Source organism: Streptomyces sp. BHT-5-2 (genome assembly GCF_019774615.1).
GTDB lineage: Bacteria > Actinomycetota > Actinomycetes > Streptomycetales > Streptomycetaceae > Streptomyces.
The window spans coordinates 30,815-54,742 of the sequence record NZ_CP081496.1 but is presented as its reverse complement, the minus strand read 5'-3'; the positions used below and the strand labels follow the sequence as shown (position 1 = coordinate 54,742).

Sequence of the window (23,928 nt, the reverse complement as noted above, 5' to 3'; positions counted from 1 at the left end):
TTGTCGTAGTCTTCCGGGGCGTATCCGTTGCGGGTGCTGTGAGGTGCGGTGCCGACCTACGCCGGCGGGTGGGGCAAGTCGAGAACCATGACGTCGTGGAGATCGGCACCGGTCCACGGGCGAGCATCACCGACCTTGCGGTAGCCCCACGACCGGTAGGCCGCCCGCGCTGCCTCACTCGCCGGATGGACGTTGAGCACCACGCGCTCGGCCTCGATCCGGTCAAGGAGTGATTCGTGCAGTCGGCGAGCGATGCCGCACCGGCGCCACGGCAGGCGTACGGCCAGCTCCATCAGTCCGAAGGTGCGGCGACCGTCCTCGCGGCGCATCTCGTCGGACACGGGCTCGGTAAGCGAGTCCCACCAGCCCGTCTTCGGCCCGAGGGGGCAGCCGTAGGCCATGCCGACGGGCGTGCCGTCGGGTGTGCGGGCCAGGGCAGCCCGGAAGGCGCGTTTCCGTGTCTGGGAGCGGAAACGCCGGAAGGTGGCCACGACGTCGTCCTCGGTCTCGCAGTAGGGCGGCTCGGCGAATACCTCGGCGTAGACGAGCGTGAAGTCACCTTCGGCCTCCTCCGCGGCCGGGCCGTCCAGGTGTGCGACGGTGATGCCTTCGGGTTGGGTCATGTGGTGCCCCTCAGACTGTCTCGCGGATGCGGTCGCTGCACTCGCGGGCGACCGCCGTGTCGATTCTGGCGACGGCGTGCTGGAACTTCCGAATCTTGTCCAGCAACCGCGGCGACGAGACCCCTCCGCACACCTGAAGTGCGGTGGCCATCTCGGCGCATGCCTCCTCGGCTTCCCCCGCCTCAAGGAGCACACCCGCGAGTTTTACGCGGTACGAGGCGCTGTTGCGGAGCAGGTCACCACCGATACCGGTCACCGCAGCACGCAGAAAGGGAACGGCGCGCCTGGGCTGCTCCGCCCGGACATACATGTCTGCCGTGGCGTAGTCCACCTCGAACGGTCCGACGAACTGGGCCCAGTTGGGTACCTCGGTGTCCGCATCGACTCGGCCCTGGTGGCTGACGGCACGGCTCAAGGCACGGCGCGCTCCGGACAGGTCTCCCACATGGGTGGCCGCGTTGGCGGCACGCAACGCGATCACTAGGTGCACGGTGTGCCCGGCACCGGCGCGTTGGGCGAGCCGGTAGGCCTTCTCGACGGCGCTCGCGGCTTCCCATGCCCGTTCGGCCCTGATAGCGAGCAGCACGAGCGTTTCCAGGACGGAGACTTGAAGGAGGGGGCTGTCGACGAGCTGGGCCGCGGCCAGCGCTTCCATGCATGCCGCTCGCCCCTCGGCGATGCGCCAACCGTCGTAGCCGTACCAGGCTCGGTGCCCGTGCAGCTCGGCCAGCATCGTCTGAAGCTCGCGACCGACGCGGCTGGTGTACGAAGCCGCGCTGAGCGCTCCCGTGATCTCGTTCTCGATCCGGCGCGCTTTGGTCATGGCCGGCACGCTGCCCTCGCTGTGGTCCGTCTGGTACAGACCGTCGAGTCGCTCGCGCAGCAGGCCGAGGTCACCGACACCGATCCGAGGTCCTGACCGAGAAGACACCAGAGCCGTTGCGGCAAGCACACCGGCAACGATGCATCAATGCCGAGACGTAGGGCTTCGTGCCTGAACGCTTTGACGAACGCCTGCTGCGTGTACCCCGCGGACTGCCGTAACTGCGCCAGTCTGTTGCCACCGATGCCCACCATGCGCTTCCCCTTGCGGCTGCGGTTGGTCCTCCCACCGTAACGAGCGGGCCGTGGCGGGGGATGAAAACGTCCGCCTCCGCGGCGCCGGAAACGCTCCAACTCGCAGTGGACTAGAGGCTCACCGCTTCATCGTCCAGGCATCGAGGAGGAAAGGCGTGAGCAGATGCACCCCCACGTACGTCGAGCAGAAGAACCTGCAACGGGATGACACGGATGAAGGAACCGCCGGTCGTGAAGAGTCCGGTGAGCGCCCCGTGGGCATGCCGAAGTGGGTCTTCATCGGGGCTCGCGTGCTTGACACCGCCAAGGAGCGCGAGGCCGTCGTCCACGGGATCGGACAGCCCTACCTGCTCCACCACGAGCAGCCGTCCTGTGTGTGGCTGCGCCCGCCGGGCGGCGGGTTGGAGTGGTGCGTGGAGGTTAGCGCCATCAGACCGCTTGAGGAGGAGCCGTGCCCCGCCGTTCCCGAGAAGAGCTGACCGAAGCTCGCAACGAGTTCATCGCCAATCGAGAAAACGTGATCGCCCGGTACAACGAGGGCGAGTCCGTCGCCTCGCTAGCCCGCTCGTACGACTACGTAGGGGACGGCAAAGCTGACGCTCGCCGGATCGGGTTCAGTGGCCAGGAAGCCGCTCTGCGCAAGGCGCTCATACATGAGGTTGGAGGCGACGAGCGCAGGCAGGACCGCCGGGAAACCACTCAGGGCGACGCCCGCGACCGTAAGGCATAGGTCCCACGACGGCAGGCTCACGCCTGACGTGCAACACGCACGATACGAACAGGAGAGACATGCACACCGTTGAGTACGAAGCGAAGGCGCTGGGCATCGACCCGGACGCCATGGCCGAGCGGATCAAGGCAGCCGGTGGAAGTTTCCAGGGCGAGCGCCTGATGCGCCGCTACGTTTACGACACCGTTCCCCCGGTGCCGGGCCGTTGGGTGCGCCTGCGGGACTCCGGCGGCGCAGTGACCCTGTGCGTGAAGACGATCAGCTCGGACGCGATCGACGGCACCCGGGAGACCGAGACAACGGTCGGCTCGTTCGAGGACACGCACGCGCTGCTCGGGCTCATGGGGCTCACGCACCGCAGCTACCAGGAGAACCGGCGATCGTCCTGGCTGCTGGACGGCGTGCGGCTGGAGATCGACGAATGGCCGCGTATCCCGCCCTACCTGGAGATCGAGGGCGACACCGAGGAACAGGTGTGGGCGACCGCCGAATGCCTCTCGATCCCTCGACCCGACCTGACCAGCGAGAACACGACGAAGGTGTTCGCACGGTACGGAATCGACCTCGACTCGATCAGCGAACTCCGATTCGCCTAGACCTCTCTACTGCGCGTCGGCGGGGTCACCAGGCCCCGCCGGCCAGGAGGCAACCATGACCGACACTGACACGGACGCCTTACCGGTCACGGTAGTGCCGGACCGGACCCTGCGCGTCAAGATCATTGATGCCTGCGGACTCGCCTGCACCTTCTGTCACAACGAAGGCACCCCGGTCACGACGGACAACCTCGGCCGCGAGGCCGGCCAGTTCACCGGGACGGCCGGCCGCTCCGGTCGGGTCTCGATCTACCTCTCGACGAACAGTGCAAGCTTCCTGCCGGAGCGGATCAAGGCCGATTCCGAATTTGCCTTGGCCCTGGCGGCAGTGCGCGGCAGCCTCCCGACTACCGAGGTTCACTTCACGGGCGGGGAGCCAACTCTGCACCCGGAGCTGCCGGCGCTTGTCCGCATCGCACGACGCCTCGGCCTGACGGTGGGACTCACCAGCAACGGCGAGAACGGAGCGGCCGTTCTGCCCGAGTGTGCGGCGGCCGGGCTTGACCGGATCAACCTGTCCGTATTCGGAACAACGCCCGAGGAACTTGCCGCCGTCCAGGCGCCGCGCCTCGCTTCACCGAAGCTGGCGGCACGGAAGCTGGACGCTCTCACCGCCACGATCGACACCGCCTCCCGGCACGGGGTGAAGGTGTCGGCGAACATCGTGATCCCGGACCATGACCACGTGGCGCGGGTGCTCCGCATTATCGAGGAGCACGGGCGGGTCGTCACCGTACGGGTGCTTGTGAACCTTGAGGACGACGGGGCGTCACTCGCTGCCATGCAAGAGGTTGTGGATCATCTCGGGGCGGTTCCGGTCCGCCGCATCGTCACCGCCGGCGCCTCCGATCAGCGCACCCGCTACCGGCTCCCCGACGGCCGGACCCTCTACGCGAAGAGCATCCGGCCCGTCCGGCTGCCGGACACCTGCAAGGGGTGCCGGTTCGACAACGACCGGGACTGTCATGAGGGGTACTACGGCGTGCGCATGTACCGGGCGCAGAACGGCCCGTTCATGGTCGGCGTGTGCATTCAGCGTATGGACCTGTGTCTGACGTTGGGCGAGTTCGTGATGAGCCAGCGGTGCGCCGAAGTCAGGGACTTCCGTGAGGAGGAAACGGCCCGGCTCATGGCTCTCCATAAGACAGCCGCAGCGTCCCGCTGACAGCGACGTACGTGAACTGCACCAGAGTCGGGTACGGCCATGGCTGGTGGGGCTCCCTTTCACTGTCGTTTGGTGAGCAGATGAGCGACGCTGTGTGCTGCCGGTGCGAGCGGCCGACGCTGGCCCCGATCGCGGTGCGGTACGTCGAGCGGGCGAGCGGCCCCGGGTGGGCGGTGTATGCCTGCCCTGATCGTGCGGCCTCGACTGACGCCCGGCCCGCTTCCCGAAGAGATGATTCCGTCGGTGCGCGGCTGACGCGCTGCCGACTCTGCCCCGCCCGGACATCCTCCGGGCGGGGCTTCGCCGTTCCGGTGCGGCTACGACATCCCGTCAAGAACCCGGGAATTCGGCTGAACCCGTGTGGGACGCTCACCCCACCGGACCGATTTGAGTTGGCCAGGGAGGCTTCGTGTCCACCATCGAAGAGCGCGTGAAGAAGATCATCGGCGAGCAACTCGGCGTCAAGCAGGGTGAGGTTGTGAACAACGCCTCGTTTGTGGAGGACCTCGGTGCAGACGAGACGGACACCGTCGAGCTGATCATGGCGTTGGAGGAGGAATTCGACACTGAGATCCCCGACGAGGAAGCCGAGAAGATCACCACGGTTCAGGCCGCCATCGACTACATCAACGGCCACCAAGGGTAGGCCCGCAGGCCCGGGCGGCACGACTGATGCCCCGCTCTTCGGTGTGGGGCATCAGCGTGGCGTCGGGTACTTACGTGGTGGGGAGTGGGGCGGCCTGCTGGTCGGCGAGGCGGGCCGCGATGGTTGGAGCGGAGGCCGTTGGCTGGGCCGGCGGTGCCGTCGACGTCACGGCGCAGTTCGAAAAGGTGGGTCTTGCGGGTCTGCTTGAGTCGGTGGGTGGCGGTGTTGGCGTCGATGTAGTCGGGGCCGGTCAGGGAGGGAATGAAATCAACTCCGTTTGTTTCAGGGATGGTTCAGTAGGGGCGGGTGTGGAGCGGGCGGCCGACGGTGTCGAGGGGCGGGGTGCGGGCGGGGGGTGAGGCCGTGCCGCTCGGCGTAGCGGCGCATGGCGTCGACCTTGGCGAGATGGTCGGCAGGCGGCCCCTCGGGGGCGTCTTCCTCGCCGATGGCGGCGCCGGATTCGCGGGCCTGGTCGCGGATGTGGTCGACCCAGCGGGCGTTGTCTGCTCCTGGCGCAGGCACTGCACGTTGCGCCGATTCACCTGCTCGTACCCATTGGCGACGATCGGGATCAATGCAGGATCGTGTGGGGGTCGCCGCTCCGCGCCCCCAAGGGCACCACGCTGCATGACCTACGACACTTCTTCGCCTCCGTGCTGATCAAGCACGGGGCTACAGTGAAGAAGGTTCAGCGGCTCCTCGGCCACGCGAAGCCCTCGATCACGTGGGATCTCTACGTGCATCTGTGGGAGGGCGACGAGGACACACCGCGGACACCATCGACGCGGTTCTGGCCCGATGTGTCCCCCAGAGTGCCCTATCGACCCATCAGTTCCGCATATGTGCAGATCAACCCAACGAGGGCGGCACCTGTGCGGAGGTGCCGCCCTCGGTTTTTTGTGGGTGGCGGCGGGAACTGCCGGAAAGCGTGGGCCCGTTGGGAGGGGGAGCGGACGGCGTGGGAATTGCGGCGGCGGGCCGTCCGCTTTTGCATCGTCCGCTTTTGAAGCATTCGGCGCCCAAAACGTTCGGCCCTGAAGCTTCGGGCCCGGGGCATTCGCCCCTGAATCGCCCGGTGTTGAAATGTGCGGCCCCGGATCGTCCGACTCCCGGATCGTCCGGACCCGGATTGTCCGGCGGCGGGGCGTCCGTCCCCGAACCGTTCGGCGGCGATACGACGTACCCGCATCGTCCGGGGCGGAACCGTCCGAACGGAAACCATCCGTACCGGAACTGTTCCACGGGGTGGGTGACAGTCGGTTGTCGGCCGTTCCCGGGGGCGCCGCGGCGGCCCGCCCGACCGGGCGCCCGACCGGCGGGTTCGCCCGCCTCCGGGCCCGTACGGCAAGGGCGGCACCTGTGCGCACAGGTGCCGCCCTTGCTTTCTCCGGACTCCCCCCTCGGGAGCTGCCGCCCTCCCAGTCGGCGTGGGAGGCGGCCTTCAACGGGGCGAAGCCCGGCCGGTTGTTTGCCCATCACCCCCCACGGGATCGAGCAATCCGCGCCGTGCACACCGTCGTCGAATTGCCTCCAGCATTCCGTCCGGGCCCGGCCCCGCGCGACCCTTTTCAACTCTGGCCAAAAGGGCATGGTGACCGCGCGTGTTGGCGTGCATACTCAGGCGTGCCGGGGGCCGAGGGAGATAACCAAAGAGTGGGGGTTCGGTGTTACGCGTCCATTTCAGTGGACTCGATCTGGCCCGCGTGCGGATTGCCGCACGCCCCGATGCGCTGTGGGAGACGGTCTTAAGCTTTCACCGACTTCGCGACCGGCGCGACGATTCCACGTTCGGCGGTTGGCGATCGGAAACCCGCGGAAGGTTGAATGGCGAAGCGCGCCTGCTGGCGCCGCTGGTGCCCACCCGCGGCTATTTCCCGGATTTCCTGACGCCTGCCGAGGGCCTGCTCGGCATGGACGAGGCGCTCGCCGCGCTGCGCGAGACGCCGGCCGCCCGGCTGCACGTCGAACTGGGCCGGCTGGCGCCCGCCGCGGGCCGCCCGCTGCCGGCGTGGATACAGGCCATGGCGGACGGCGAGACCCGCTCGCTGGGCCGGCTCGCCGGCATACTCCAGCGCTACCACGACGCGGCCGTGGCCCCGTACTGGCACCGCGTGCAGAGCCGAATAGAGGCCGACCGGGCGGCCCGCGGCCGGGCCCTGCTGGACGGTGGCGCGGACCGGCTGCTGGCCTCGCTGCCGCCGATGATGCGCTGGCGCCCGCCCGTCCTGGAGGCCGACTACCCCGTCGACCGGGACCTCCACCTCGGCGGACGCGGGCTGCTCCTGCTGCCCTCGTACTTCTGCCGCCGCACCCCGGTCACGTTCTACAACCCGGACCTGACGCCCGTCCTGGTCTATCCGGTGGAGCACCCGGCGCCGCGCCTCACCCCGCAGGTCCCGGCCGCCCGCTCGCTGGGCCGCCTCGTGGGCCAGACCCGCTCGGCGATACTCCAGGGCATCGGCGTCGGCTGCACCACCAGCGAACTCGCCCGCCGCGTCGACGTCTCGCTGGCCTCCGCCAGCCAGCACGCCACCGTCCTGCGGGACGCCGGACTGCTGTCCACCCTGCGCCAGGGCAACGCCGTGCTGCACACCCTGACGCCGCTGGGCGCCGCCCTGCTGCGCGGCGGCGCCCAGGTCGACGGGACGGCGGCCCACTGACCGCTCCCCGACGGCCGGTTGGCGGTGCGCCGTCGGCCCCACCGGAGGACCGGCTCTAGTACGGCTGGTCCCCGGCGATCGCCACCCGCTCCGCGACCCGCCGCCGCGTCCCGTAGTCGAACACCGCGTAATGCTGGGTGGCACGGTTGTCCCAGAACGCGACGTCGCCGGCCCGCCAGCGGAACCGCACCTGGAACTCCGGCACATGGGCCTGCTGGAACAGCAGCCGCAGCAACCGGTCGCTCTCCGCCTCCGGCAGTCCCACGATCCGGGTGGTGAACGACGCGTTGACGAACAGCATCCGCCGTCCGGACTCCGGGTGTCGGCGTACCACCGGATGTTCCACCGGTGGGAACTCCCCCTGGAATGGGGCCAGTTGGGCCGGAGAGCAGAATCGGGCGAAGCCCGGGAGATAGTCGTGCACCGCTCGCGCGCCCTCGATCCGCTCCTGGATTTCCGGTGGCAAATTGTCGTACGCCGCCGCCATGTCGGCCCACAGGGTGTCCCCGCCGGACGGTGGGACCTCGCGCAGTTGCAACACGGCACCAAGTGCGGGCCGCTCGCGGAAGGTTACGTCCGTGTGCCATACGTTCTCGAACGTCGGAGCCCCACCGGCGGCCTTGTCAAACCGCACCACCTCCTTCGAGTCGCCCCGGGCCAGCAGCGGGTTGGTCTCCAACTCCCCCCAGTTGGCGGCAAATTGACGCTGTGTGACGGAGCTCAGGTGCTGGCCGCGGAAGAACAGCACCTTCCACTCCAGCAGCGCCCGGTTCAGCTCGGCGCGCAGCGCCGCGGACAGCGGGCGGGACAGATCCAGCCCCCGGATCTCCGCCCCGATGGTGGCGGCCTGCGGGACGAGCTCGAACAGCTCGTAGGGCCGGTCGGTCCAGTCCTCCGGGGTGCGACGCAGGATCCGGCGGCCTTCGTGGAGTCCGTCGGCGGGGATGCGGTGGGGGCGGAGTGCGGGGGTGGGGGGTGCGGCTGTGGGCGTGGTGGGATCGGCGGCGCTCGTCAACTTGGCCTCCTGGAACGGGAGTTGGCTGGGTGCGTGGATATGCCCGGGTGAAGGGGGCGCGTGGGTGGGCGCGGCTGGTGCCGGGGCGGTAGTGGGGCGGGCCGGGGTGCGGCCCGTCCGGGCGCGGGCCCTCAGGACACGCCGGGACAGCCGGCCGGGGGCGAACCCACCCGGCCGCGGCGGCGCAGGAAACTCAGACCGCGGGGAGCGCACGCGCCGTGAGGGCCGCGGTCGCGCGGCGCGAGGGCGGCGACGGCGGCCTCACGGAAGGCCGGGTACGTGCGCATGGCGCGCACCGTACCGCATCTGCGGGCCGCGGCCCATGGCGGCGGGCCGCGGGTCATGGCCTGCCGGCCGGGGGCGTCTTGGTCGTCGATTCCGCACTTGTCCGGCGGTGGAAGGCGAGATCCAGCCAAATTTCGGCGCGGCTGATCGCTGTCTGTCGGCTGGCCCGACGTGGTGGGGTTGCCGCCTTCGGCGGAGGGGGTTCGTTGGGCGAGGGCGCCCGGAGGGTGGTGGGTGGCGGGTGCGGGGCCTCCGCCCGGTGGGGGTGGGGTGAGTGAGGCGGGCCGTCGTGGGTGCGGAAATCGGGTCGTCCGGGCGTGGTGGGGCCTGTCAGCCTGGCGGGGAGGAATCGACCAGGAGGAGCGTGGATGGAGGACCGCGACGGAGTGGCCGAAGCGTTGTTGATCGGGGGCCGGGCCGGGGTCGGGAAGACGACGGTGGGGTGGGAGGTTTCCGCGCTGCTGCGGGAGGCGGAGGTCGGGCACGCCGTCATGGACGGGGACTTCATGGGGCAGGTGCATCCGGCTCCGGAGGGCGATCCGTCGCGGGCGGCCATCACCGAGCGCAACTTGGCGGCGGTGTGGGCGAATTACCTCCGGATCGGATGCCGGCGGATGGTGTACGTCAACACCGTCAGTGTGCTGCCCGAGAGCACCGGGATGTTCGAGCGGGCCATGGGGGCCCGCGTGCGGCTCGTTCGGGTGCTGCTCACCGGTACCGACGCCACCGTCACCGAGCGGCTCACCGCCCGCGAGCGCGGTTCGGAGCTGGCCCGGGAGTTGGCGAACAGCGCGCGCAAGGCGCGGCTGTTGGACGAGCGGGTGGCCGCCGACACCCTGCGGGTGGCGACCGACGGCCGCTCGGTCCCGGACATCGCCGAGGAGGTGGTCACGGCCACGGGGTGGATGCCCCAAGGGCGCTGATCACCCCGTACAGCAGACGTGGCCCGACGGCTGCCTGTACCTGTCCCACGAACGGGGCGGGGTCCCGTTCACCCCGCCACCCACCACACACCAGGGCACCGCCCCGACAAACCCCCTCCGCCGAAGGCGGAAAAGAGAGCCCCACCACGGCGGGACAGCCGACGACGTACGGGAACGCCGCGGCCCCAGGGGCCGCTACGGCGTCAGCCGGAACCGCAAGCGGCAGATCACCGCATCCGTCCCCCGCCGCACCGCATGTGCCACCACCCCGCCCCGCTGGTTCTGCAGCAGCCGCTGCCACACGTGGGCGGGCTCGGCCTCGGGGATCAGGACGGTGACCCGGGCGTCGGGCCGGCGGGCCGTCAGGTCGCGGACGTAGGTGGCGATCGGGCGGCCCAGGGAGCGGGTGGGGGAGGGGAGTTCCAGCAGGTCAACGCCCGGGTTCCACAGTTCCCAGTCGCGGCGCAGGGCCTCGGCGGCGGGGCGGTCCTCGGCGAAGGTGACGGTGACGGCGATCACCTCGTCGCCCATCGACACCGCCGCGTTGAGCGCCTCGCCGGTCAGCCGGGACAGGTGGGAGACGGGGACGACGACCAACGAGCGGGCGCGGCGCGGCGGTTCGGGCACCCGGCCCAGGCCGAGGCGGTCGCCGATCCGCGCGTAGGCCCGGTGGACGCCCTCGAAGGCGAGGACCAGCAGCGGCAGCGCGATCGCGATCAGCCAGGCGCCTTCGGTGAACTTGGTGGCGGTGACCACGATCGCGGCGGCGGCGGTGAGCAGCGCGCCGAAGCCGTTGAGCAGTGCCTTGCCGAACCAGCCGGCGGATCGCTCCAGATGCCAGTGGCGGACCATGCCGGCCTGGCAGAGCGTGAAGCCGACGAAGACGCCGATGGCGAACAGCGGCACCAGGGTGTTGACGTCGCCGCCGGAGAAGACCAGGAGCGCGGCGGCGACCGCGGCCAGCGCCAGTACGCCGTGGCGGTGGACCTGGCGGTCGGCCTTCAGGCCGAAGACGTGCGGCAGGTAGTTGTCGCGTGCCAGCAGCCCCATCAGCACCGGCAGTCCACCGAAGGAGGTGTTGGCGGCCAGCGCCAGCAGCACCATGGTGGCGAACTGGACTACGTAGAAGGCCCAGTTGTGGCCGAGCGAGGCGTCCGCGAGCTGGGCGAGGACGGTGACGCCCTCGACCGGCTGGAGGTGGAAGCGGCCGATGAGCAGCGACAGGCCGATCAGCATCGCGCCGAGCAGGGCGCCGAGCGCGACCTCGGTGCGCTGGGCGCGGCGGGTGGCGGGGGCCCGGAAGGACGGCACGGCGTTGGCGACCGCCTCCACGCCGGTCAGCGCCGAGCAGCCGGACGCGAACGCCTTCAGGAGCAGCAGCGCGCCGACGGAGGTGGCGTTCTGGGCGAGGACGGAGGCGTGCCCGTCGGCGGTGGCGGTGGAGGCCGGCGCGTCGCGGAACAGCCCGACCACGATCATCGCCAGGATCGAGGCGACGAAGACCGCGGTGGGCAGCAGGAACGCCCGTGCCGAGTCGGCGATTCCGCGCAGGTTGACGCAGGTCACCAGGACCAGTACCGCCAGGCAGATCCACACCCGGTCGCCGTAGAGGCCGGGGAAGGCGGAGGTGAGGGCGGCGACGCCGGCGGTCACCGACACCGCGACGTTGAGGATGTAGTCCAGGACGAGGGAGGCGGCGGCGACCAGCGCCGGGCGGCGCCCCAGGTGGGTCTTGGCCACCGCGTAGGAGCCGCCGCCGTTGGGGAAGGCGGCGATGACCTGGCGGTAGGACGCCACCAGTACGGCCAGCAGCGCGGCGATGGCGAGCGTGACGGGGAGGGTGAAGCCCAGCCCGTAGGCGCCGGCCGCGGACAGCACCAGCACGATCGACTCCGGTCCGTACGCCACGGAGGCCATCGCGTCGAGGGAGAGGGCGGCCAGGCCCTGGAGGGCGGTGAGGCGGTGCCGGTCGGCGGCCGGGTCGGGGCCGGTGGCGGCGCCGGAGTCGGTGGCGGTCGCCGGGGGCGGTTGTTCCGGCCGGTTTGCGGGCTGCGACACCGTCGACATCGTTCGTCGTACCTCCGTGCGGCACTGGCTGGGACCTGGCCAGCCTGGAGGCCGTTTCGGCGGCCGACGAGCGGTTTTGGCACGCTCTTGGCGCGCGACGCTGCGATCTTCACGCGATTTTGACGGTGAACGCGGGAATGCGCGCCCCACCAGCCCGCGGGCGCGCCCCATGGGCAGGGGCGCGCCCGTCGGGCCGGGTCTCACGCCCCGGGGACGGTGAAGTCGTACCGCACCTTGGTCAGCTCCTCGGAGGCCGTCCAGAGCCGCTCGGCGGTGGCGCCCTTGCGCGTCCAGGGGGCGCGGAAGGAGTGGGCCGGGGCGCCGCGGAGCCCGTTGCGCGGCCCGATGAAGGCGTCCGGGCGCATGTGCGGGGCGGTGGCCGCGCACAGCGTGCCCAGCGCGCCGCCGTCCGCGGGCTGGGCGATCACGCGGTTGCCCACCTCCACCAGGCGCTCGGCGGTCCGGCGGCCCTCCATCCGGACCCCGGCGGTCTGGAGGTTGGTGTGCGCGTAGCCGGGGTGCGCGGCGGCCGCGACGACCCGCGAACCGGTTGTCGCCAGCCGCCGGGCCAGCTCGTGGGTGAAGAGCAGGTTGGCGCTCTTCGACCGGCCGTAGGCGGTCCAGCGTCGGTACGAGCGCACGCTGTCGAGGTCGTCGAGATTCACGTCGGCCAGCACGTGCAGCATGCTGGAGACCGTCACGATCCGCGCCCCGGGCGTCGCCAGCAGCCTGGGCAGCAGCAGCCCGGTGAGCGCGAAGTGCCCCAGGTGGTTGGTGCCGAACTGCATCTCGAAGCCGTCCGCGGTGGTGCGGTACGGCAGCGCCATCACACCCGCGTTGTTGATCAGCAGGTCGAGCCGGTCGCCGCAGAAGTCGGTGAGGTCCTCGGCGAAGTGCCGTACCGACGCCAGATCGGCGAGGTCCAGCGGCCGGAACTCGGCCTCGGCGGCGGGGACTTCGGAGCGCAGCCGGGCCAGCGCGGCCTCGCCCCGCTCCGTGCTGCGGCAGGCCAGCACCACCCGGGCGCCGCGCCGCGCCAGTTCACGGGCGGTGACATAGCCCAGGCCGCTGTTGGCGCCGGTGACGACCACCGCGCGTCCGGTCTGATCGGGGATGTGGCTGGTGTTCCACCGGGTCACGCCGTACTCCTCGGTAGGGGAATTCCAGCGTACGCCCGGCGCTCACCCGGCGTGCGTACGCACCCGGTACACCGGTACGGACACCGACGGGTCGTCCAGGCACGCCCCGGTCTCCAGGTCGAACCGCTGCTTGAGCAGCGGCGACGCCACGAACGGGCGGCCCGCGGCGGTGCCGGTCAACCCCCGGGCCAGCACCGGGGCGCCGGTGAACGGGTCGCGGTTGTCGACGGCGTACAGCCGCTCCCCGCGGCCCCGGAACAGAGCCACCTGGCGCCCGTCCGGCAGCAGGGCGGCGACCCCGCGGCCGGGGGCCAGCCGGCGCAGGTCGCAGACCGTGAACCAGCCCTCCGAAAGGTGGAGTTGGACCTGGAGGCCGGTCGTCTCAAGGGTGCGGGTCATCGCTGGGAGGTTCCTTCCAGTGCGTCGTCCAGGGGGCGCCGGCCGATGGCCAGCAGCGGCAGGTCGGGCTTGATCTGGTCGCGCTCGGGGACGAAGGCGACGACCGGGTCGGGGGTGCCGGGGGCGTTCACGAAGGACACGAAGCGGGCCAGCTTCTCGGGGTCGTCGAGGGTCGCGGCCCACTCGTCGCGGTAGTGCGAGATGTGCGTCCGCATCAGCCGCTCCAGCTCGTCGCAGATGCCCAGCGCGTCGTGCACCACCACGTCGCGTACGTGTTCCAGGCCGCCGGGGATGCGCTCCAGCCAGGTCGAGGTGCGCTCCAGCCGGTCCGCGGTGCGGATGTAGAACATCAGGAACCGGTCGATCAGGCGGACCAGTTCGGCGTCGGAGAGGTCCTGGGCCAGCAGGTCGGCGTGGCGCGGGGTCGCGCCGCCGTTCCCGCCGACGTAGAGGTTCCAGCCGTTGGCCGTGGCGATCACCCCGAAGTCCTTGGACTGCGCCTCCGCGCACTCGCGGGCGCAGCCGGAGACCGCGGACTTGAGCTTGTGCGGGGAGCGCAGCCCCCGGTAGCGCAGCTCCAGGTCGATCGCCATCCGCACCGAGTCCTGCACGCCGAAGCGGCACCAGGTCGACCCCACACAGGACTTCACGGTGCGCAGCGACTTGCCGTACGCGTGCCCGGACTCGAAGCCGGCCTCCACCAACCGGCCCCAGATCTGCGGGAGCTGTTCCACCCGCGCACCGAACATGTCGATCCGCTGACCACCGGTGATCTTGGTGTAGAGGCCGAAGTCCCGGGCGATCTCGCCGATCACGATCAGCTTCTCGGGCGCGATCTCCCCGCCGGGGATGCGCGGCACCACCGAGTACGAGCCGTTCTTCTGGAGGTTGGCGAGGAAGTGGTCGTTGGTGTCCTGAAGGGCCGCCTGCTCCCCGTCCAGGACGTAGCCGCTCGCGCCGATCGACGGGGCGAGGGAGGCGATGATCGAGGCCACCGCCGGCTTGCACACCTCGCAGCCCTCGCCACCCCGGGCGCCCTCGCGGCCGTGCCCGTCCAGCAGCTCCCGGTACGAGGTGACGCCCAGCGCCAGGACGATCTCGTACAGCTCCTCGCGGGTCTGCGCGAAGCAGTCGCACAGCCCCTTGTCGACCTCGATGCCGGACGCCTCCAGTTCGGCGGTGACCAGCTGGTCGAGCACCTTCACGCAACTGCCGCAGCCGGTACCGGCCTTGGTGCACTTCTTCACCTCGGGCACGGAGGTGCACCGGTGCTCGGTGACCGCCCCGCGGATGGTGCCCTTGCCTACGTTGTGGCAGGAGCAGACGATCGCGTCGTCCGGGAGCGCACCCGGTCCGAGCTGGGCGCCCCCGCCGGCGCCGGCGGGCAGCACCAGGGACTCCGGCGCGACCGGCGGCACCGAGCCGGTGAGCGCCCGCAGCGTCCCGTACGCCTCCGCGTCGCCGACGAGGATGCCGCCGAGCAGGGTGCCGTCCGCCGCGACGACCAGTTTCTTGTACAGGCCCGCCCGGGAGTCGGAGTAGACCACGTCCAGGCAGCCCTCGGCCGTGCCGTGCGCGTCGCCGAAGGACGCCACGTCCACCCCGAGCAGCTTGAGCTTGGTGGACAGGTCGGCGCCGGTGAACGACGGCTGCCCGGTGCCGTCGTCGGCGATCGTGGCCGCCGCGGTCTCGGCCTGCTCGTAACCGGGCGCGACCAGCCCGTACACCCGGCCGTCCACAGCCAGCGCGCACTCGCCGATCGCGAAGACCCGCGGGTCGGTGACGGTGCGGCACCGCTCGTCGACGCTGATGCCGCCGCGCTCGCCGACCGCCAGGCCGCAGTCCCGGGCCAGCTGGTCGCGGGGGCGGACGCCGGCGCTGAACACCACCATGTCGGTGGCGAGTTCGGAGCCGTCGGACAGCTTCATGCCGGTGACGGCGCCGGCCGCGTCGGTCAGGATCTCCTGGGTGCCCACGCCGGTGTGGACCGTCAGGCCCATCTCCTCGATCGTGCGCAGCAGGGCCGCGCCGCCGCCGTCGTCCACCTGCACCGGCATCAGCCGCGGCGCGAACTCCACGATGTGGGAGGTCACCCCGAGGCCCTTGAGCGCACCCGCCGCCTCCAGCCCGAGCAGCCCGCCGCCGACCACCGCACCGGTCGTGGCGCGGGCCCCGGCGTACTCCTCGATCGCGAGCAGGTCCTCGATCGTGCGGTAGACGAAGCACCCGGTGGCGTCCTTGTTGGGCACCGGCGGCACGAACGGGTACGAGCCGGTGGCCAGCACCAGGGTGTCGTACTCGACGGTCAGACCGGACCGGGCGGTCACCTTCCGTGCCGCGCGGTCCACCGTCTCCACCGGATCGCCCAGGTGCAGCTCGATGCCGTGCTCGTCGAGGAACGCCGGGTCGGACAGGGAGAGTTCCTCGGGCGTGGTCCCCGAGAAGTACGAGGTGAGCTGGACCCGGTCGTAGGCCGGGCGCGGCTCCTCGCACAGCACGACCACGCGGTGCGTGGCGGTCAGGCCGCGCCCGGCCAGTGCCTCCAGGAAGCGCTGGCCGACCATGCCGTGGCCGACGAGCACGATCGTGGGGCGGGACCGGTCACGAGAAGCCGTCGTGGACATCAGGAGCCTCCGTCGTTGGTGAGCAGATGGAGCAGGGGCCGCCGGAGGGGAGCGGCTCTGCTCCCTCCCAGGCGCGGGCGAGCGCGCCGACGCTGCCGAGCGCGCCGACGAGCACCCCGCCGACCAGGCGGTCGCCGCGGACCACGACCTTGCGATAGGTGCCGCGGGTGGCGTCGGCGAGCCGGACGACGTCGTCGCCGGGGCGCGCCTCGGGCTCGCCGAACGCGGCCAGGTCCAGCGCGTCCCGCCCCGGCAGGGTGAGCCGGGTCAGGGCCCGGGTGCCGGTGTAGGGCGGCGCCGTGGGCCGGGGCCCGGTCAGCACCCGGGCCAGTGCGTCGGCCTGTTCCTGGGCGGCGCCGGCCAGGCCGTAGACCGTCCCGCGGTGCTCGGCGCAGTCGCCTACGGCGTGGATGTGCGGGGCGCTGGTGCGCAGCGCGCCGTCCACCCGGATGCCGGCGCCGACGTCCAGTCCGGCGTCCCGGGCGAGTCCGGTACGGGGGCGGACCCCGCACGCCAGCACGACCACACCGGCGTCGAGCAGATGCCCGTCGGCCAGTTCGACGCCGTGCACCCGCCGCCTGCCCGCCCGGTCGGCCCCGGGCGCCGGCACGGGTCCTGCCGGCGCGGCGCCGGTGCCCGGGGTGCCCCGGGGCGCGGTGCCCGTGAGCGCTCTGCCCGTCAACGTCATACCGACAGCCTGCGACGCCGCTGTTACCCACCGGGATCGCCCGCGTTTCCCCGGCGGAACACGGGCCTCAGCGGCGGGCGGGCGGGGCTGTGAGGGGATCTTGCGGGGTGCCGGGGGCTTGTATACCGGCTGTCGGCGCTCGGCCGGCGCCCTTCAACCAGTCCGCTGAAGATCAGCTCGGACTGGAGATCGGCTTGCGCTGAAGATCAGCCGTCGACCCGTGCCGGGCACAGCCGCCGCGGCTGCGCCTCGCCCCGCAGCCCGGCGTCCACACAGCCGCCCGGCAGCCCGTCGTGCGCCGCGCTGCCGAAGTTGGCGGTCACCGTCAGGGTCCCGTCCCCGAACACCGTCCGCTGCACGCTCCGGTCCGCCGTCAGCCACCGGAACGACGTCAGCCGCTCGGTACCCGCGGCGCGGTGCAGCGGCGCGAAGTACTTCTGGAGCGCCGCCAGTTCCTTCCCGTTCTTCGCAAGCGCCGGCCCGTTCAGCGAGAAGTTCAGCGGGGTGTTGTAGAGCATCCCCAGCAGCGCCCGGGTGGTCTTCTGGCCCGGGAGCTTGTCGTACGACAGCTCCCACCGCTCCACGTTGACCAGCGACTCGTGCAGCGCCGTCTCGTACAGCGGCACCCGGTACTTCGGGTCGTACATCGCGGTGGCCAGGTCCGCCGGCAGCGACACCGGCATGAAGGCGTTCTTCGGGGCGTTCTGCGGGTAGTAGCCGCCCCACTTCTCCTTGTCGCGCTCCAGCTTCCACAGCCCGTCGGCGACCGGCGTGCCCGAGCCGTGGTCGTAGGCCAGCACCTGGTTGGCCCACGGCTGCGCGGACTCCGAGCCCAGGACGAACCGCTGCGCCAGCCGCCGCATCCGCGCGAGCCGGTTCTCCCGGTCCCCGGCCCTGGTCATCTCGTGTCCCCTGCCGTGATCGCGGAACACCTCACCGGTCGCGTCCACGTCCAGGAAGTAGCTCTCCGCCCCGTTGGCGGTCATCGCACGAGCCCGGTCCGCCAGATAGTGCCCGGTCGGCTCCGCCCGCTCGAACGCCTGCGAGCTCAGGTAGCACCCGCGGTTGCCGAACCCGGTCTCCGGCTTCCCGTCCGCCTTCCGTACGCAGAAGTCCGGATACACCGTCCCCGGCCACGCCGACGTGGGACTGTCGGCGGTCTTCGGGTCCTGCCCGTTGGCGTACGTGTCGTACGGCCCGACGAGATACCCCGCCCGCCCGGCGGCCGCGACGGCCTTGGCGTCCATCGGGTCCGGCCCGGAGTCGTAGCCGAGCCACATCCGGTCCACGCCCAGCTTCCGCAGCCGCTCCACCCCGGCCGCGGTCCGCGCCTCGCCCCACAGATAGGCGTGGAACGCCCCCAGCAGCTTCCCGGTCGCCGGATTCCGCCGGATCTTCTCCCGCAGACTGCCGAGCTGCCCGTTCTGCGCGAGATACGACCGGTAGTCGGCCGCCGGCGCGACCGGATTCCCGTCGGTCAGCGCGAACGACACCTCGTAGTCCCGTGTCCCCTCCCCGGCGTCGAAGTCGTGCCCGGCCGTGGCCCGCAGCGCCCCGCCCCGCGACGCGAACCGCAACGACGTCCCGATGTCGGTGGGCGTCAGATAACTCACCCCGTGCCGCGCCCCGCCGGCCTTCGAGCCCCCGCCGCCGCCCATGGCGTACCCCCACAACGGCAGCGCCAGATCCCCGCCGACGTCCACTGTGTTCCCGGCCAGGCCGCCCCGCTCGGAGTTCCAGAACGCGTCCCGCACCGGGATGTCCAGCCCCTCCCCGCGCGGCAGCTGCACGGACGACGCCGCCCGGTCGGTGCCGGTCACCGGCCAGCTCACCGACTGCCTGCGAGCGGCCCGGATACCGATCCGCAGCCGTCCCCGCTCCGAACGCGCCGTCACCGCGAGCCCCTTGGCGGGATACGTCCAACGCGCCCCGTCGGCGGTACGCGTCACCGGCCCGGGCGCACCGAGCCCGCCCGCGGCCGCCTCCGACAGCACCAGCCGCGTCCCGTCCCCGGCCCGCGCTTCCACCGCCAGCGTGGCGGTGTCGACGGTGGCGGTCCCCCCGTCCACCGGCAACGTCAGCCGCCCGCCCTGAAGTGTCCCCGCCTCGGCCGTCCCGCACCCGGAGACCCCGACGGACACAGCCGTCAGTGCCAACGAGACGGCGATTACTCGTGTGAGCTTCGATGTCATGCCCACGTGGATAGTGAGGGGGGGGTTAAGAACGTTCTAAGAACCGGGCCCCGGAGGCGACGGCCGTCGGCCCGCGCCGGGTCGGGCGCTGCGGCGCGACCCCCGCCGGCGAGTCGGGCGCCACCGGGCCCATGGCCGCCGTACGACTCCCCCTACCCCTTCGCCAACCGTCGCGCCGCCAACTCCGCGTACACCGCCGCCCCGTCCGCCAGCACCGCGTCGTCGAACTCCGCCAGCGGCGAATGGTTGTTGGCGCTCCGCTCCGGATCCGCCCCGGCCGGCGGCGATCCCAGCACCATCATCACGCCCGGCACCTCGTCCAGCACCCGGGAGAAGTCCTCCGACGCCGTCAGCGGATTGGGCCGCCGCGCGAACCGCTCCTCGCCCAGCGCCTCCCGGACCGTGTGCGCCGCGAACTCCGCCTCCGCGTCGTCGTTCACCGTCACCGGATACCGCTCGACGAACTCGGCCTCCACCGCCACCTCGTGGGCCGCCGCGACGCCCCGGCACACCTCGACCGTCCCGTCCTTCACCCGTGCCTGGGCCGCGGTCGAGAAACTCCGGACCGTCGCCTCGAAGACCGCGGTCTCCGGGATCACGTTCTGCTGCGTCCCCGCGTGGAACGTGCCCACCGACAGGACCACCGGGTCGAACACGTCGAAGCTCCGCGTGATCCACGCCTGCAACGCCGTCACCATCGCACACGCCGCCTGCACCGGGTCCTTGGCACGGTGCGGCATCGACCCGTGCCCGCCCGTCCCGCGCACCGTCACCCGCAGCAGATTGGACGCCGACATCATCGGCCCGCCACGCGTCCCGAAGACCCCGCTCGGCTGGCCCGCCGACAGCACATGCAGCGCATACGCCGCCACCGGCCGCCGCCCCGCGGCCTCCAACACGCCCTCCGCCACCATGTACCGGGCCCCGTCGTACCCCTCCTCGCCCGGCTGGAACATGAACACCACGTCCCCGGCGAGCCGGTCCCGGTGCGCGGACAGCAGCTTCGCGGCGCCCGTGAGCATGCTGGTGTGCAGATCGTGCCCGCAGGCGTGCATCCGCCCGTTGTCCGCGGCGAAGTCCAGGTCGAGACGCTCGGCGACGGGCAGCGCGTCCATGTCACCGCGCAGCAGCACCACGGGACCGGGTTCGGCCCCGCGCAGCACCGCCGTCACCGAACTCACCTGCTGACCGGTGCTCACCTCCAGCGGCAGCCCGTCGAGCGCGGCGAGCACCGCCTCCTGCGTACGGGGGAGTTCGAGCCCCGTCTCCGGAATCCGGTGCAGCGCCCGCCGCATCCGCACCAACTCGTCGGCCAGGGCTCGGGCATCGTCACGCAGATCCACGGGCGCTCCTCCTCAGAACGGACCTCAGACGGCCCTCAGACGGCGAACTCCCCATTCTTGACCGCCGAGATGAACGAGGACCACCCGTTAACGGACATGATGATCGGGGGGCCGTCGAAAGCCTTGCTGTCGCGGACGGGGACCACGCCGTGGGTACGGGCTTGGGTCGGGCAGAATTCGAGGCAGTCCCCGCCGCTGCCGTCGCTGTAGGACGATTTGACCCACGTCGCGACGGCCAGATCCAAGTCCGGGATCATGGGCGGAACTCCTTTAGCAGGGTCTTGATCAGAGCCAGTGACCGATCCGGGGACAACGCATGCGCCCGAAGAAGATCATAGTCATCGAGGGCCGCGTCGAGCGTTTGTGCGGAGTCGTGCATCCGGCCTCCTACCCTGGTTTCGGTGTAGAGCACCGAGCGGGAGTCCGTGAAGTGCAGCACAGTGAAGGGCTTCATGTGTGCAGTGGGAGCACCCGCCGAGAATGGCATGACCTGAAGCACGATGTGAGGTCGCTCGGCCATCTCCAGCAGGTACTCAAGCTGTAGGGACATGACTTCTGCGTTGCCCACGACGGTTCGCAGGCTCGCCTCGTGGAGGATGGCCCAGAGAAGCGGCGGCTTGTCCCGCTCGAACACCTCGCGCCGCCGCAGTCGCGCTGCGACCTTGCCGTCGATCGCTTCGGCGCTCGCCCCGGGGTTGGACACCTGGAAGATCACCCTCGCGTACGCCTCGGTCTGGAGGATGCCCTTCACAAGGCTCGCCGAGTAGTCCAGGATGCGCGTCGCCTTGCGCTCCATGTTCAGATACGGGACGAACCACGAGGGGCTGTCCCCCTCGTCGATCCGGTGCAGCAGCCCCTCGAAGAGTCCGTTCGTTCCGAACGCCGTATCGCAGCCCTTGGCGAATCTCTGGCTGGCCTTCTGCTTTCCGGACTCCACCATGGAGATGTACGCCTCGGTATAGCCGGTGGCCTTGCCCAGGTGCTTCTGTGTGAGTTTGCGGCCCAGACGTACCCGTTTGACGTCCTGGCCGAAGCGCTGGAGCGGATTGAAGAGTTCGGGTGGGGTCGTCTCATCCAATGCCGTGACCTCTCCTCTTGCGAGTGCACGCAGCATCGCAGCAGGTAAGCACGTTCAGCGCCTGCTGTTTAAGTTGCCCAATCCTATTGCCCGTTGCGGCTTCTGCGTGACCGAATGGCTACACGCAGTACGCAAGCGAGACCCCCGCGACCGAGGCAACGGTCCGGGGGCGTGGCCACCAACCCCCTGGAGGTTGACGACATGACCGACGCTACCCCGCGGCTTCTGCCATGGTCGAGCCCCGACGGCAAGCCCTGCTTCGTCCTCGGCGACGGGACCGGCTTCGTCTCCCGTGTGGCCGACGACATCGAGGAGGCCCAACTCCACCTCGCCGACGGCCTCGTCGAGGACGCCCGACGCCTCCTCGCCGGCCGCAACTGGACCTCCGGGGAACTCCAGCTCCTCACCGTCGAGTTGACCGAGTCCCTGACCGAGGTCCGTCGCGTCGCCAGGAGCCGCGGCGCCCGTCTGCGGGCCGTCTCCCGGGCGGACCGCCCGACCTGAGGCGTGACGATGACCTTCGTCCCGCCGGGCGCCCCCGCCCCGCCCAGCCCCGCCCCACGCCGTGACTCCCGCACGCTCCCCGCGCTGCTCACGTCCAGCCCACGGGTGTCACGGGTACCACGGATGTCATGGGCGTCACGGGTGTATCTGGGCTCGTCGGCGTCTCCATGCTGCGGAGCATGGAGGCTTCGCGGGTGGACGCCCGGGCGCGCTCCCGGCGCCTCGTCGCCCGATGTCATTCGCCGGTCCGGTTCGGAACTCCTTCATAAGATCCCCTGGTGCCCTCTGACATATCGCTGTTCACGCTGGCCCTGCTCTGCCTGGCCGCCCTCGCCGCGGGATGGATCGACGCGGTGGTGGGCGGTGGCGGGCTGCTGCTGCTCCCGGCCCTGCTGGTGGGACTCCCGCACGTGCCCACCGTGTTCGTCCTCGGGACCAACAAGTCCACCGCTGTGGTCGGCACCGCCGCGGCCGCCGTCACCTACCTCCGCAAGGCGCCGATCGACATCGGCACCGCCCTGCGGATCGGCGCCGCGGCGATGGCCGGTTCGCTGGGCGGGGCGTTCTTCGCGGCCGGGATCAACAGCGAGGTGCTGCGACCGCTGATCATGACCGTCCTGCTCGGTGTGCTCGTCTTCGTCCTCGTCCGCCCGACCTTCGGTACCGCCGTCGTGCCGTCCGGCCCGGTCTCGCGGCGGCGCGTGCTGGCCGCCATCCTGATCGCGGGTCTGGGGATCGGCTTCTACGACGGTCTGATCGGCCCCGGCACCGGCGCGTTCCTCGTCGTCGCGCTCGCCGCCGTGCTCCATATGGACCTGGTCACCTCGTCCGCCACCGCCAAGGTCGTCAACGTCTGCACCAACATCGGCGCTCTGGCGATGTTCGCCCTCCAGGGCACGATCCTGTGGCAACTGGGCGCGCTGCTCGCCCTCTTCAACCTCGTCGGCGGGACGGTCGGGGCCAGGATGGCCCTGAAGCGGGGCACCGGCTTCGTCCGCGGTGTGCTCGTCCTCGTCGTCATCGTCCTCCTCTGCAAGTTGGCCTACGACCAGTGGTTCGCCGCCTGAGGGGGAGGGAGGCCGGGAGGGGGACCCGGGGCCCGGGGAGACCGAGTGGGGGCGAGGCGGGTCGCCAACCATCCCGTCAGAAGCGGCAGTTGTAGAGCCGGGACATCTCCCGGATGCCGGGTATGAGGTTCGCCAGGCGGGCCGGCGCCCGATAGCGCGCGGGGAGCCGGGCGATGTCCGGTATCTCCAGGGCGCCGAAGGTTTCGACGATCTCCAGTCCGGGGCGCAGCCGGGCGACGTCGGCGGGACCACCGCCCCAGTGGAGCGTCGAGCCGGTGCGGACGATGACGGTGTTCAGGCGCGCCGCGCGGACCGCGAATCGACTGAAGAAGTCGAACGCCAGCCCGCCGCCGGGCGCATGGGCCATCAGCCGGCGGAGCAGCGCGGTGCCGTCCCGTTCGGTGAGGTACATCAGCAGTCCCTCGGCCACGATCATCGTGGGCCGGTCCGCCGGGATGCGGTCCACCCAGGACGGGTCGGTGACCGACGAGGGGATGGCGGTGTAGCCGGGCGGTTCGGGGAAGAGCTGCCGTCTGAGGTCGATGACCTCGGGGAAGTCGACGTCGAACCACCGCACCCCGGGGCCCGGGCCGAGGCGGTGGACGCGGGTGTCCAGACCGCAGCCCAGGTGCACCACCGTCGCGTCCGGGTGCTCGCCGAGGAAGCGGGCCGTCCAGAGGTCCAACTGCCGGGCGCGGAGGGCGACTGCGGCCGCGCCGCCGGGGCCGATCCGCAGCCGCGCGAAGTCGTAGTCGAGGCGTCGTGCGGCGTCGAGCGCCATGGTGTCGCCGAGGATCGGGCGCCGCGCCCGGCAGTCGAGGGCGCGGCCGTGGAGCGTCGCGAGCAGGGTCTCCTTCGCGCCGGTCAACCGCACCGGCCCGATGGTCCGCACCGGCTCGCTCGGCGGCGCCGGCCGGGGGCCGGAGATCTTCGGTGAGTTGGGCGAGTTGGGCGAGCTGATCGAGTCCGGAGGGGTCGGTGGATTCGGCAGATTCGGCAGATTCGGCAGGTTCAAGTTGGCCATGACTCAATGCTACGGAAGATTCAGAAAAATATGAAGACTGCGAAGGGGGCGAGAAGCGGAAGGTTGCCTTCGCCCGCGGAAGA

At 71.1% G+C, this 23,928-nt stretch carries 23 protein-coding genes and 1 pseudogene; 10 read left to right on the top strand and 14 right to left on the bottom strand.

Annotated elements, in window-relative coordinates; translation table 11 throughout:
* Positions 1-56: 56 nt before the first annotated feature.
* Positions 57-623, bottom strand: coding sequence for an N-acetyltransferase (locus tag K2224_RS00275; RefSeq protein WP_221904609.1), 567 nt, complete (start codon positions 621-623; stop codon positions 57-59).
* A 10-nt stretch (positions 624-633) separates the two neighbouring features.
* The gene (locus K2224_RS00270; RefSeq protein WP_260692261.1) at positions 634-1,575 is read right to left on the bottom strand and encodes a hypothetical protein; all 942 of its coding nucleotides are present in this window, start codon (positions 1,573-1,575) and stop codon (positions 634-636) included.
* Positions 1,576-1,855: 280 nt separating this feature from the next.
* Here K2224_RS00270 and K2224_RS00265 point away from each other — a divergent pair, with 280 nt between their 5' ends.
* From K2224_RS00265 to acpP, 5 genes are all read left to right on the top strand, one after another.
* Positions 1,856-2,179, top strand: a complete 324-nt coding sequence (locus K2224_RS00265) for a hypothetical protein (protein WP_221904608.1) — start codon at positions 1,856-1,858, stop codon at positions 2,177-2,179.
* Entirely contained in the window at positions 2,152-2,430 is a 279-nt protein-coding gene (locus K2224_RS00260; RefSeq protein WP_221904607.1) for a hypothetical protein, read from the top strand. The genes K2224_RS00265 and K2224_RS00260 overlap by 28 nt, the downstream gene beginning before the upstream one ends.
* Before the next feature lie 59 nt (positions 2,431-2,489).
* Entirely contained in the window at positions 2,490-3,026 is a 537-nt protein-coding gene (locus K2224_RS00255; protein ID WP_221904606.1) for a class IV adenylate cyclase, read from the top strand.
* A gap of 55 nt (positions 3,027-3,081) precedes the next feature.
* Positions 3,082-4,191 (top strand): radical SAM protein, encoded by a 1,110-nt coding sequence (locus K2224_RS00250; protein ID WP_221904605.1) that lies wholly within the window; start codon positions 3,082-3,084, stop codon positions 4,189-4,191.
* 409 nt (positions 4,192-4,600) lie between these two features.
* Positions 4,601-4,837 carry an acyl carrier protein gene (acpP, locus tag K2224_RS00245; protein ID WP_221904604.1) on the top strand — a complete coding sequence of 79 codons (237 nt, stop codon included), beginning with the start codon at positions 4,601-4,603 and terminating at the stop codon, positions 4,835-4,837.
* 282 nt (positions 4,838-5,119) lie between these two features.
* Here the strand turns inward: acpP and K2224_RS00240 are convergent, their stop codons facing one another.
* Positions 5,120-5,359 carry a hypothetical protein gene (locus K2224_RS00240; RefSeq protein ID WP_221904603.1) on the bottom strand — a complete coding sequence of 80 codons (240 nt, stop codon included), beginning with the start codon at positions 5,357-5,359 and terminating at the stop codon, positions 5,120-5,122.
* A gap of 62 nt (positions 5,360-5,421) precedes the next feature.
* Here K2224_RS00240 and K2224_RS41270 point away from each other — a divergent pair, with 62 nt between their 5' ends.
* Both K2224_RS41270 and K2224_RS00230 read left to right on the top strand, forming a co-directional pair.
* Positions 5,422-5,844 (top strand): tyrosine-type recombinase/integrase, encoded by a 423-nt coding sequence (locus K2224_RS41270; RefSeq protein WP_313904736.1) that lies wholly within the window; start codon positions 5,422-5,424, stop codon positions 5,842-5,844.
* Between the two features lie 813 nt (positions 5,845-6,657).
* A complete protein-coding gene (locus K2224_RS00230; protein ID WP_221904602.1) occupies positions 6,658-7,497 on the top strand; it encodes a helix-turn-helix transcriptional regulator in 840 nt (279 codons plus the stop codon).
* 55 nt (positions 7,498-7,552) lie between these two features.
* On the opposite strand, the gene K2224_RS00225 is transcribed toward K2224_RS00230, so the two are convergent.
* Positions 7,553-8,512 (bottom strand): TauD/TfdA family dioxygenase, encoded by a 960-nt coding sequence (locus K2224_RS00225; RefSeq protein ID WP_221904601.1) that lies wholly within the window; start codon positions 8,510-8,512, stop codon positions 7,553-7,555.
* Positions 8,513-9,165: 653 nt separating this feature from the next.
* Here K2224_RS00225 and K2224_RS00220 point away from each other — a divergent pair.
* Entirely contained in the window at positions 9,166-9,720 is a 555-nt protein-coding gene (locus K2224_RS00220; RefSeq protein WP_221904600.1) for an AAA family ATPase, read from the top strand.
* A gap of 195 nt (positions 9,721-9,915) precedes the next feature.
* Here the strand turns inward: K2224_RS00220 and K2224_RS00215 are convergent, their stop codons facing one another.
* The 9 genes and pseudogenes from K2224_RS00215 to K2224_RS00175 form a co-directional block, all read right to left on the bottom strand.
* Positions 9,916-11,787, bottom strand: a complete 1,872-nt coding sequence (locus tag K2224_RS00215; RefSeq protein WP_221904599.1) for an APC family permease — start codon at positions 11,785-11,787, stop codon at positions 9,916-9,918.
* A gap of 200 nt (positions 11,788-11,987) precedes the next feature.
* A complete protein-coding gene (locus K2224_RS00210) occupies positions 11,988-12,926 on the bottom strand; it encodes an oxidoreductase (RefSeq protein ID WP_221904598.1) in 939 nt (312 codons plus the stop codon).
* 42 nt (positions 12,927-12,968) lie between these two features.
* Positions 12,969-13,325 (bottom strand): nitrite reductase small subunit NirD, encoded by a 357-nt coding sequence (gene nirD / locus K2224_RS00205; RefSeq protein WP_221904597.1) that lies wholly within the window; start codon positions 13,323-13,325, stop codon positions 12,969-12,971.
* The gene (gene nirB / locus K2224_RS00200) at positions 13,322-15,949 is read right to left on the bottom strand and encodes a nitrite reductase large subunit NirB (protein WP_221904596.1); all 2,628 of its coding nucleotides are present in this window, start codon (positions 15,947-15,949) and stop codon (positions 13,322-13,324) included. Before nirB ends, nirD begins: the two co-directional genes overlap by 4 nt.
* Positions 15,949-16,520 (bottom strand): annotated as a pseudogene (locus K2224_RS00195) (FAD-dependent oxidoreductase); the annotation flags it as partial. The gene nirB and the pseudogene K2224_RS00195, both read right to left, overlap by 1 nt.
* A gap of 323 nt (positions 16,521-16,843) precedes the next feature.
* Positions 16,844-18,829 (bottom strand): glycoside hydrolase, encoded by a 1,986-nt coding sequence (locus tag K2224_RS00190; protein WP_221904595.1) that lies wholly within the window; start codon positions 18,827-18,829, stop codon positions 16,844-16,846.
* Positions 18,830-18,981: 152 nt separating this feature from the next.
* Positions 18,982-20,172: a M20 family metallopeptidase gene (locus K2224_RS00185; RefSeq protein WP_221904594.1), complete on the bottom strand. Its 1,191-nt coding sequence runs from the start codon at positions 20,170-20,172 to the stop codon at positions 18,982-18,984.
* Between the two features lie 35 nt (positions 20,173-20,207).
* Positions 20,208-20,429, bottom strand: a complete 222-nt coding sequence (locus K2224_RS00180; protein WP_221904593.1) for a DUF397 domain-containing protein — start codon at positions 20,427-20,429, stop codon at positions 20,208-20,210.
* Positions 20,426-21,250, bottom strand: coding sequence for a helix-turn-helix transcriptional regulator (locus K2224_RS00175; RefSeq protein ID WP_260692260.1), 825 nt, complete (start codon positions 21,248-21,250; stop codon positions 20,426-20,428). The genes K2224_RS00180 and K2224_RS00175 overlap by 4 nt, the downstream gene beginning before the upstream one ends.
* Before the next feature lie 201 nt (positions 21,251-21,451).
* Here K2224_RS00175 and K2224_RS00170 point away from each other — a divergent pair, with 201 nt between their 5' ends.
* The gene (locus K2224_RS00170; protein ID WP_221904591.1) at positions 21,452-21,754 is read left to right on the top strand and encodes a hypothetical protein; all 303 of its coding nucleotides are present in this window, start codon (positions 21,452-21,454) and stop codon (positions 21,752-21,754) included.
* A gap of 278 nt (positions 21,755-22,032) precedes the next feature.
* Positions 22,033-22,821 carry a TSUP family transporter gene (locus tag K2224_RS00165; RefSeq protein ID WP_221904590.1) on the top strand — a complete coding sequence of 263 codons (789 nt, stop codon included), beginning with the start codon at positions 22,033-22,035 and terminating at the stop codon, positions 22,819-22,821.
* Between the two features lie 76 nt (positions 22,822-22,897).
* Here the strand turns inward: K2224_RS00165 and K2224_RS00160 are convergent, their stop codons facing one another.
* A complete protein-coding gene (locus tag K2224_RS00160; RefSeq protein ID WP_260692259.1) occupies positions 22,898-23,845 on the bottom strand; it encodes a class I SAM-dependent methyltransferase in 948 nt (315 codons plus the stop codon).
* Positions 23,846-23,928 lie beyond the last annotated feature (83 nt).

Excerpts from the sequence above, each read along its gene's own strand:
- K2224_RS00250 (WP_221904605.1), top strand. The coding sequence starts at position 3,082 with ATGACCGACACTGACACGGACGCCTTACCGGTCACGGTAGTGCCGGAC.
- K2224_RS00180 (WP_221904593.1), bottom strand. The coding sequence starts at position 20,429 with ATGATCCCGGACTTGGATCTGGCCGTCGCGACGTGGGTCAAATCGTCC.
- K2224_RS00160 (WP_260692259.1), bottom strand. The coding sequence starts at position 23,845 with ATGGCCAACTTGAACCTGCCGAATCTGCCGAATCTGCCGAATCCACCG.
- nirD (WP_221904597.1), bottom strand. The coding sequence starts at position 13,325 with ATGACCCGCACCCTTGAGACGACCGGCCTCCAGGTCCAACTCCACCTT.
- K2224_RS00275 (WP_221904609.1), bottom strand. The coding sequence starts at position 623 with ATGACCCAACCCGAAGGCATCACCGTCGCACACCTGGACGGCCCGGCC.
- K2224_RS00190 (WP_221904595.1), bottom strand. The coding sequence starts at position 18,829 with ATGACATCGAAGCTCACACGAGTAATCGCCGTCTCGTTGGCACTGACG.
- K2224_RS00170 (WP_221904591.1), top strand. The coding sequence starts at position 21,452 with ATGACCGACGCTACCCCGCGGCTTCTGCCATGGTCGAGCCCCGACGGC.
- nirB (WP_221904596.1), bottom strand. The coding sequence starts at position 15,949 with ATGTCCACGACGGCTTCTCGTGACCGGTCCCGCCCCACGATCGTGCTC.
- K2224_RS00215 (WP_221904599.1), bottom strand. The coding sequence starts at position 11,787 with ATGTCGACGGTGTCGCAGCCCGCAAACCGGCCGGAACAACCGCCCCCG.
- K2224_RS00220 (WP_221904600.1), top strand. The coding sequence starts at position 9,166 with ATGGAGGACCGCGACGGAGTGGCCGAAGCGTTGTTGATCGGGGGCCGG.
- K2224_RS00255 (WP_221904606.1), top strand. The coding sequence starts at position 2,490 with ATGCACACCGTTGAGTACGAAGCGAAGGCGCTGGGCATCGACCCGGAC.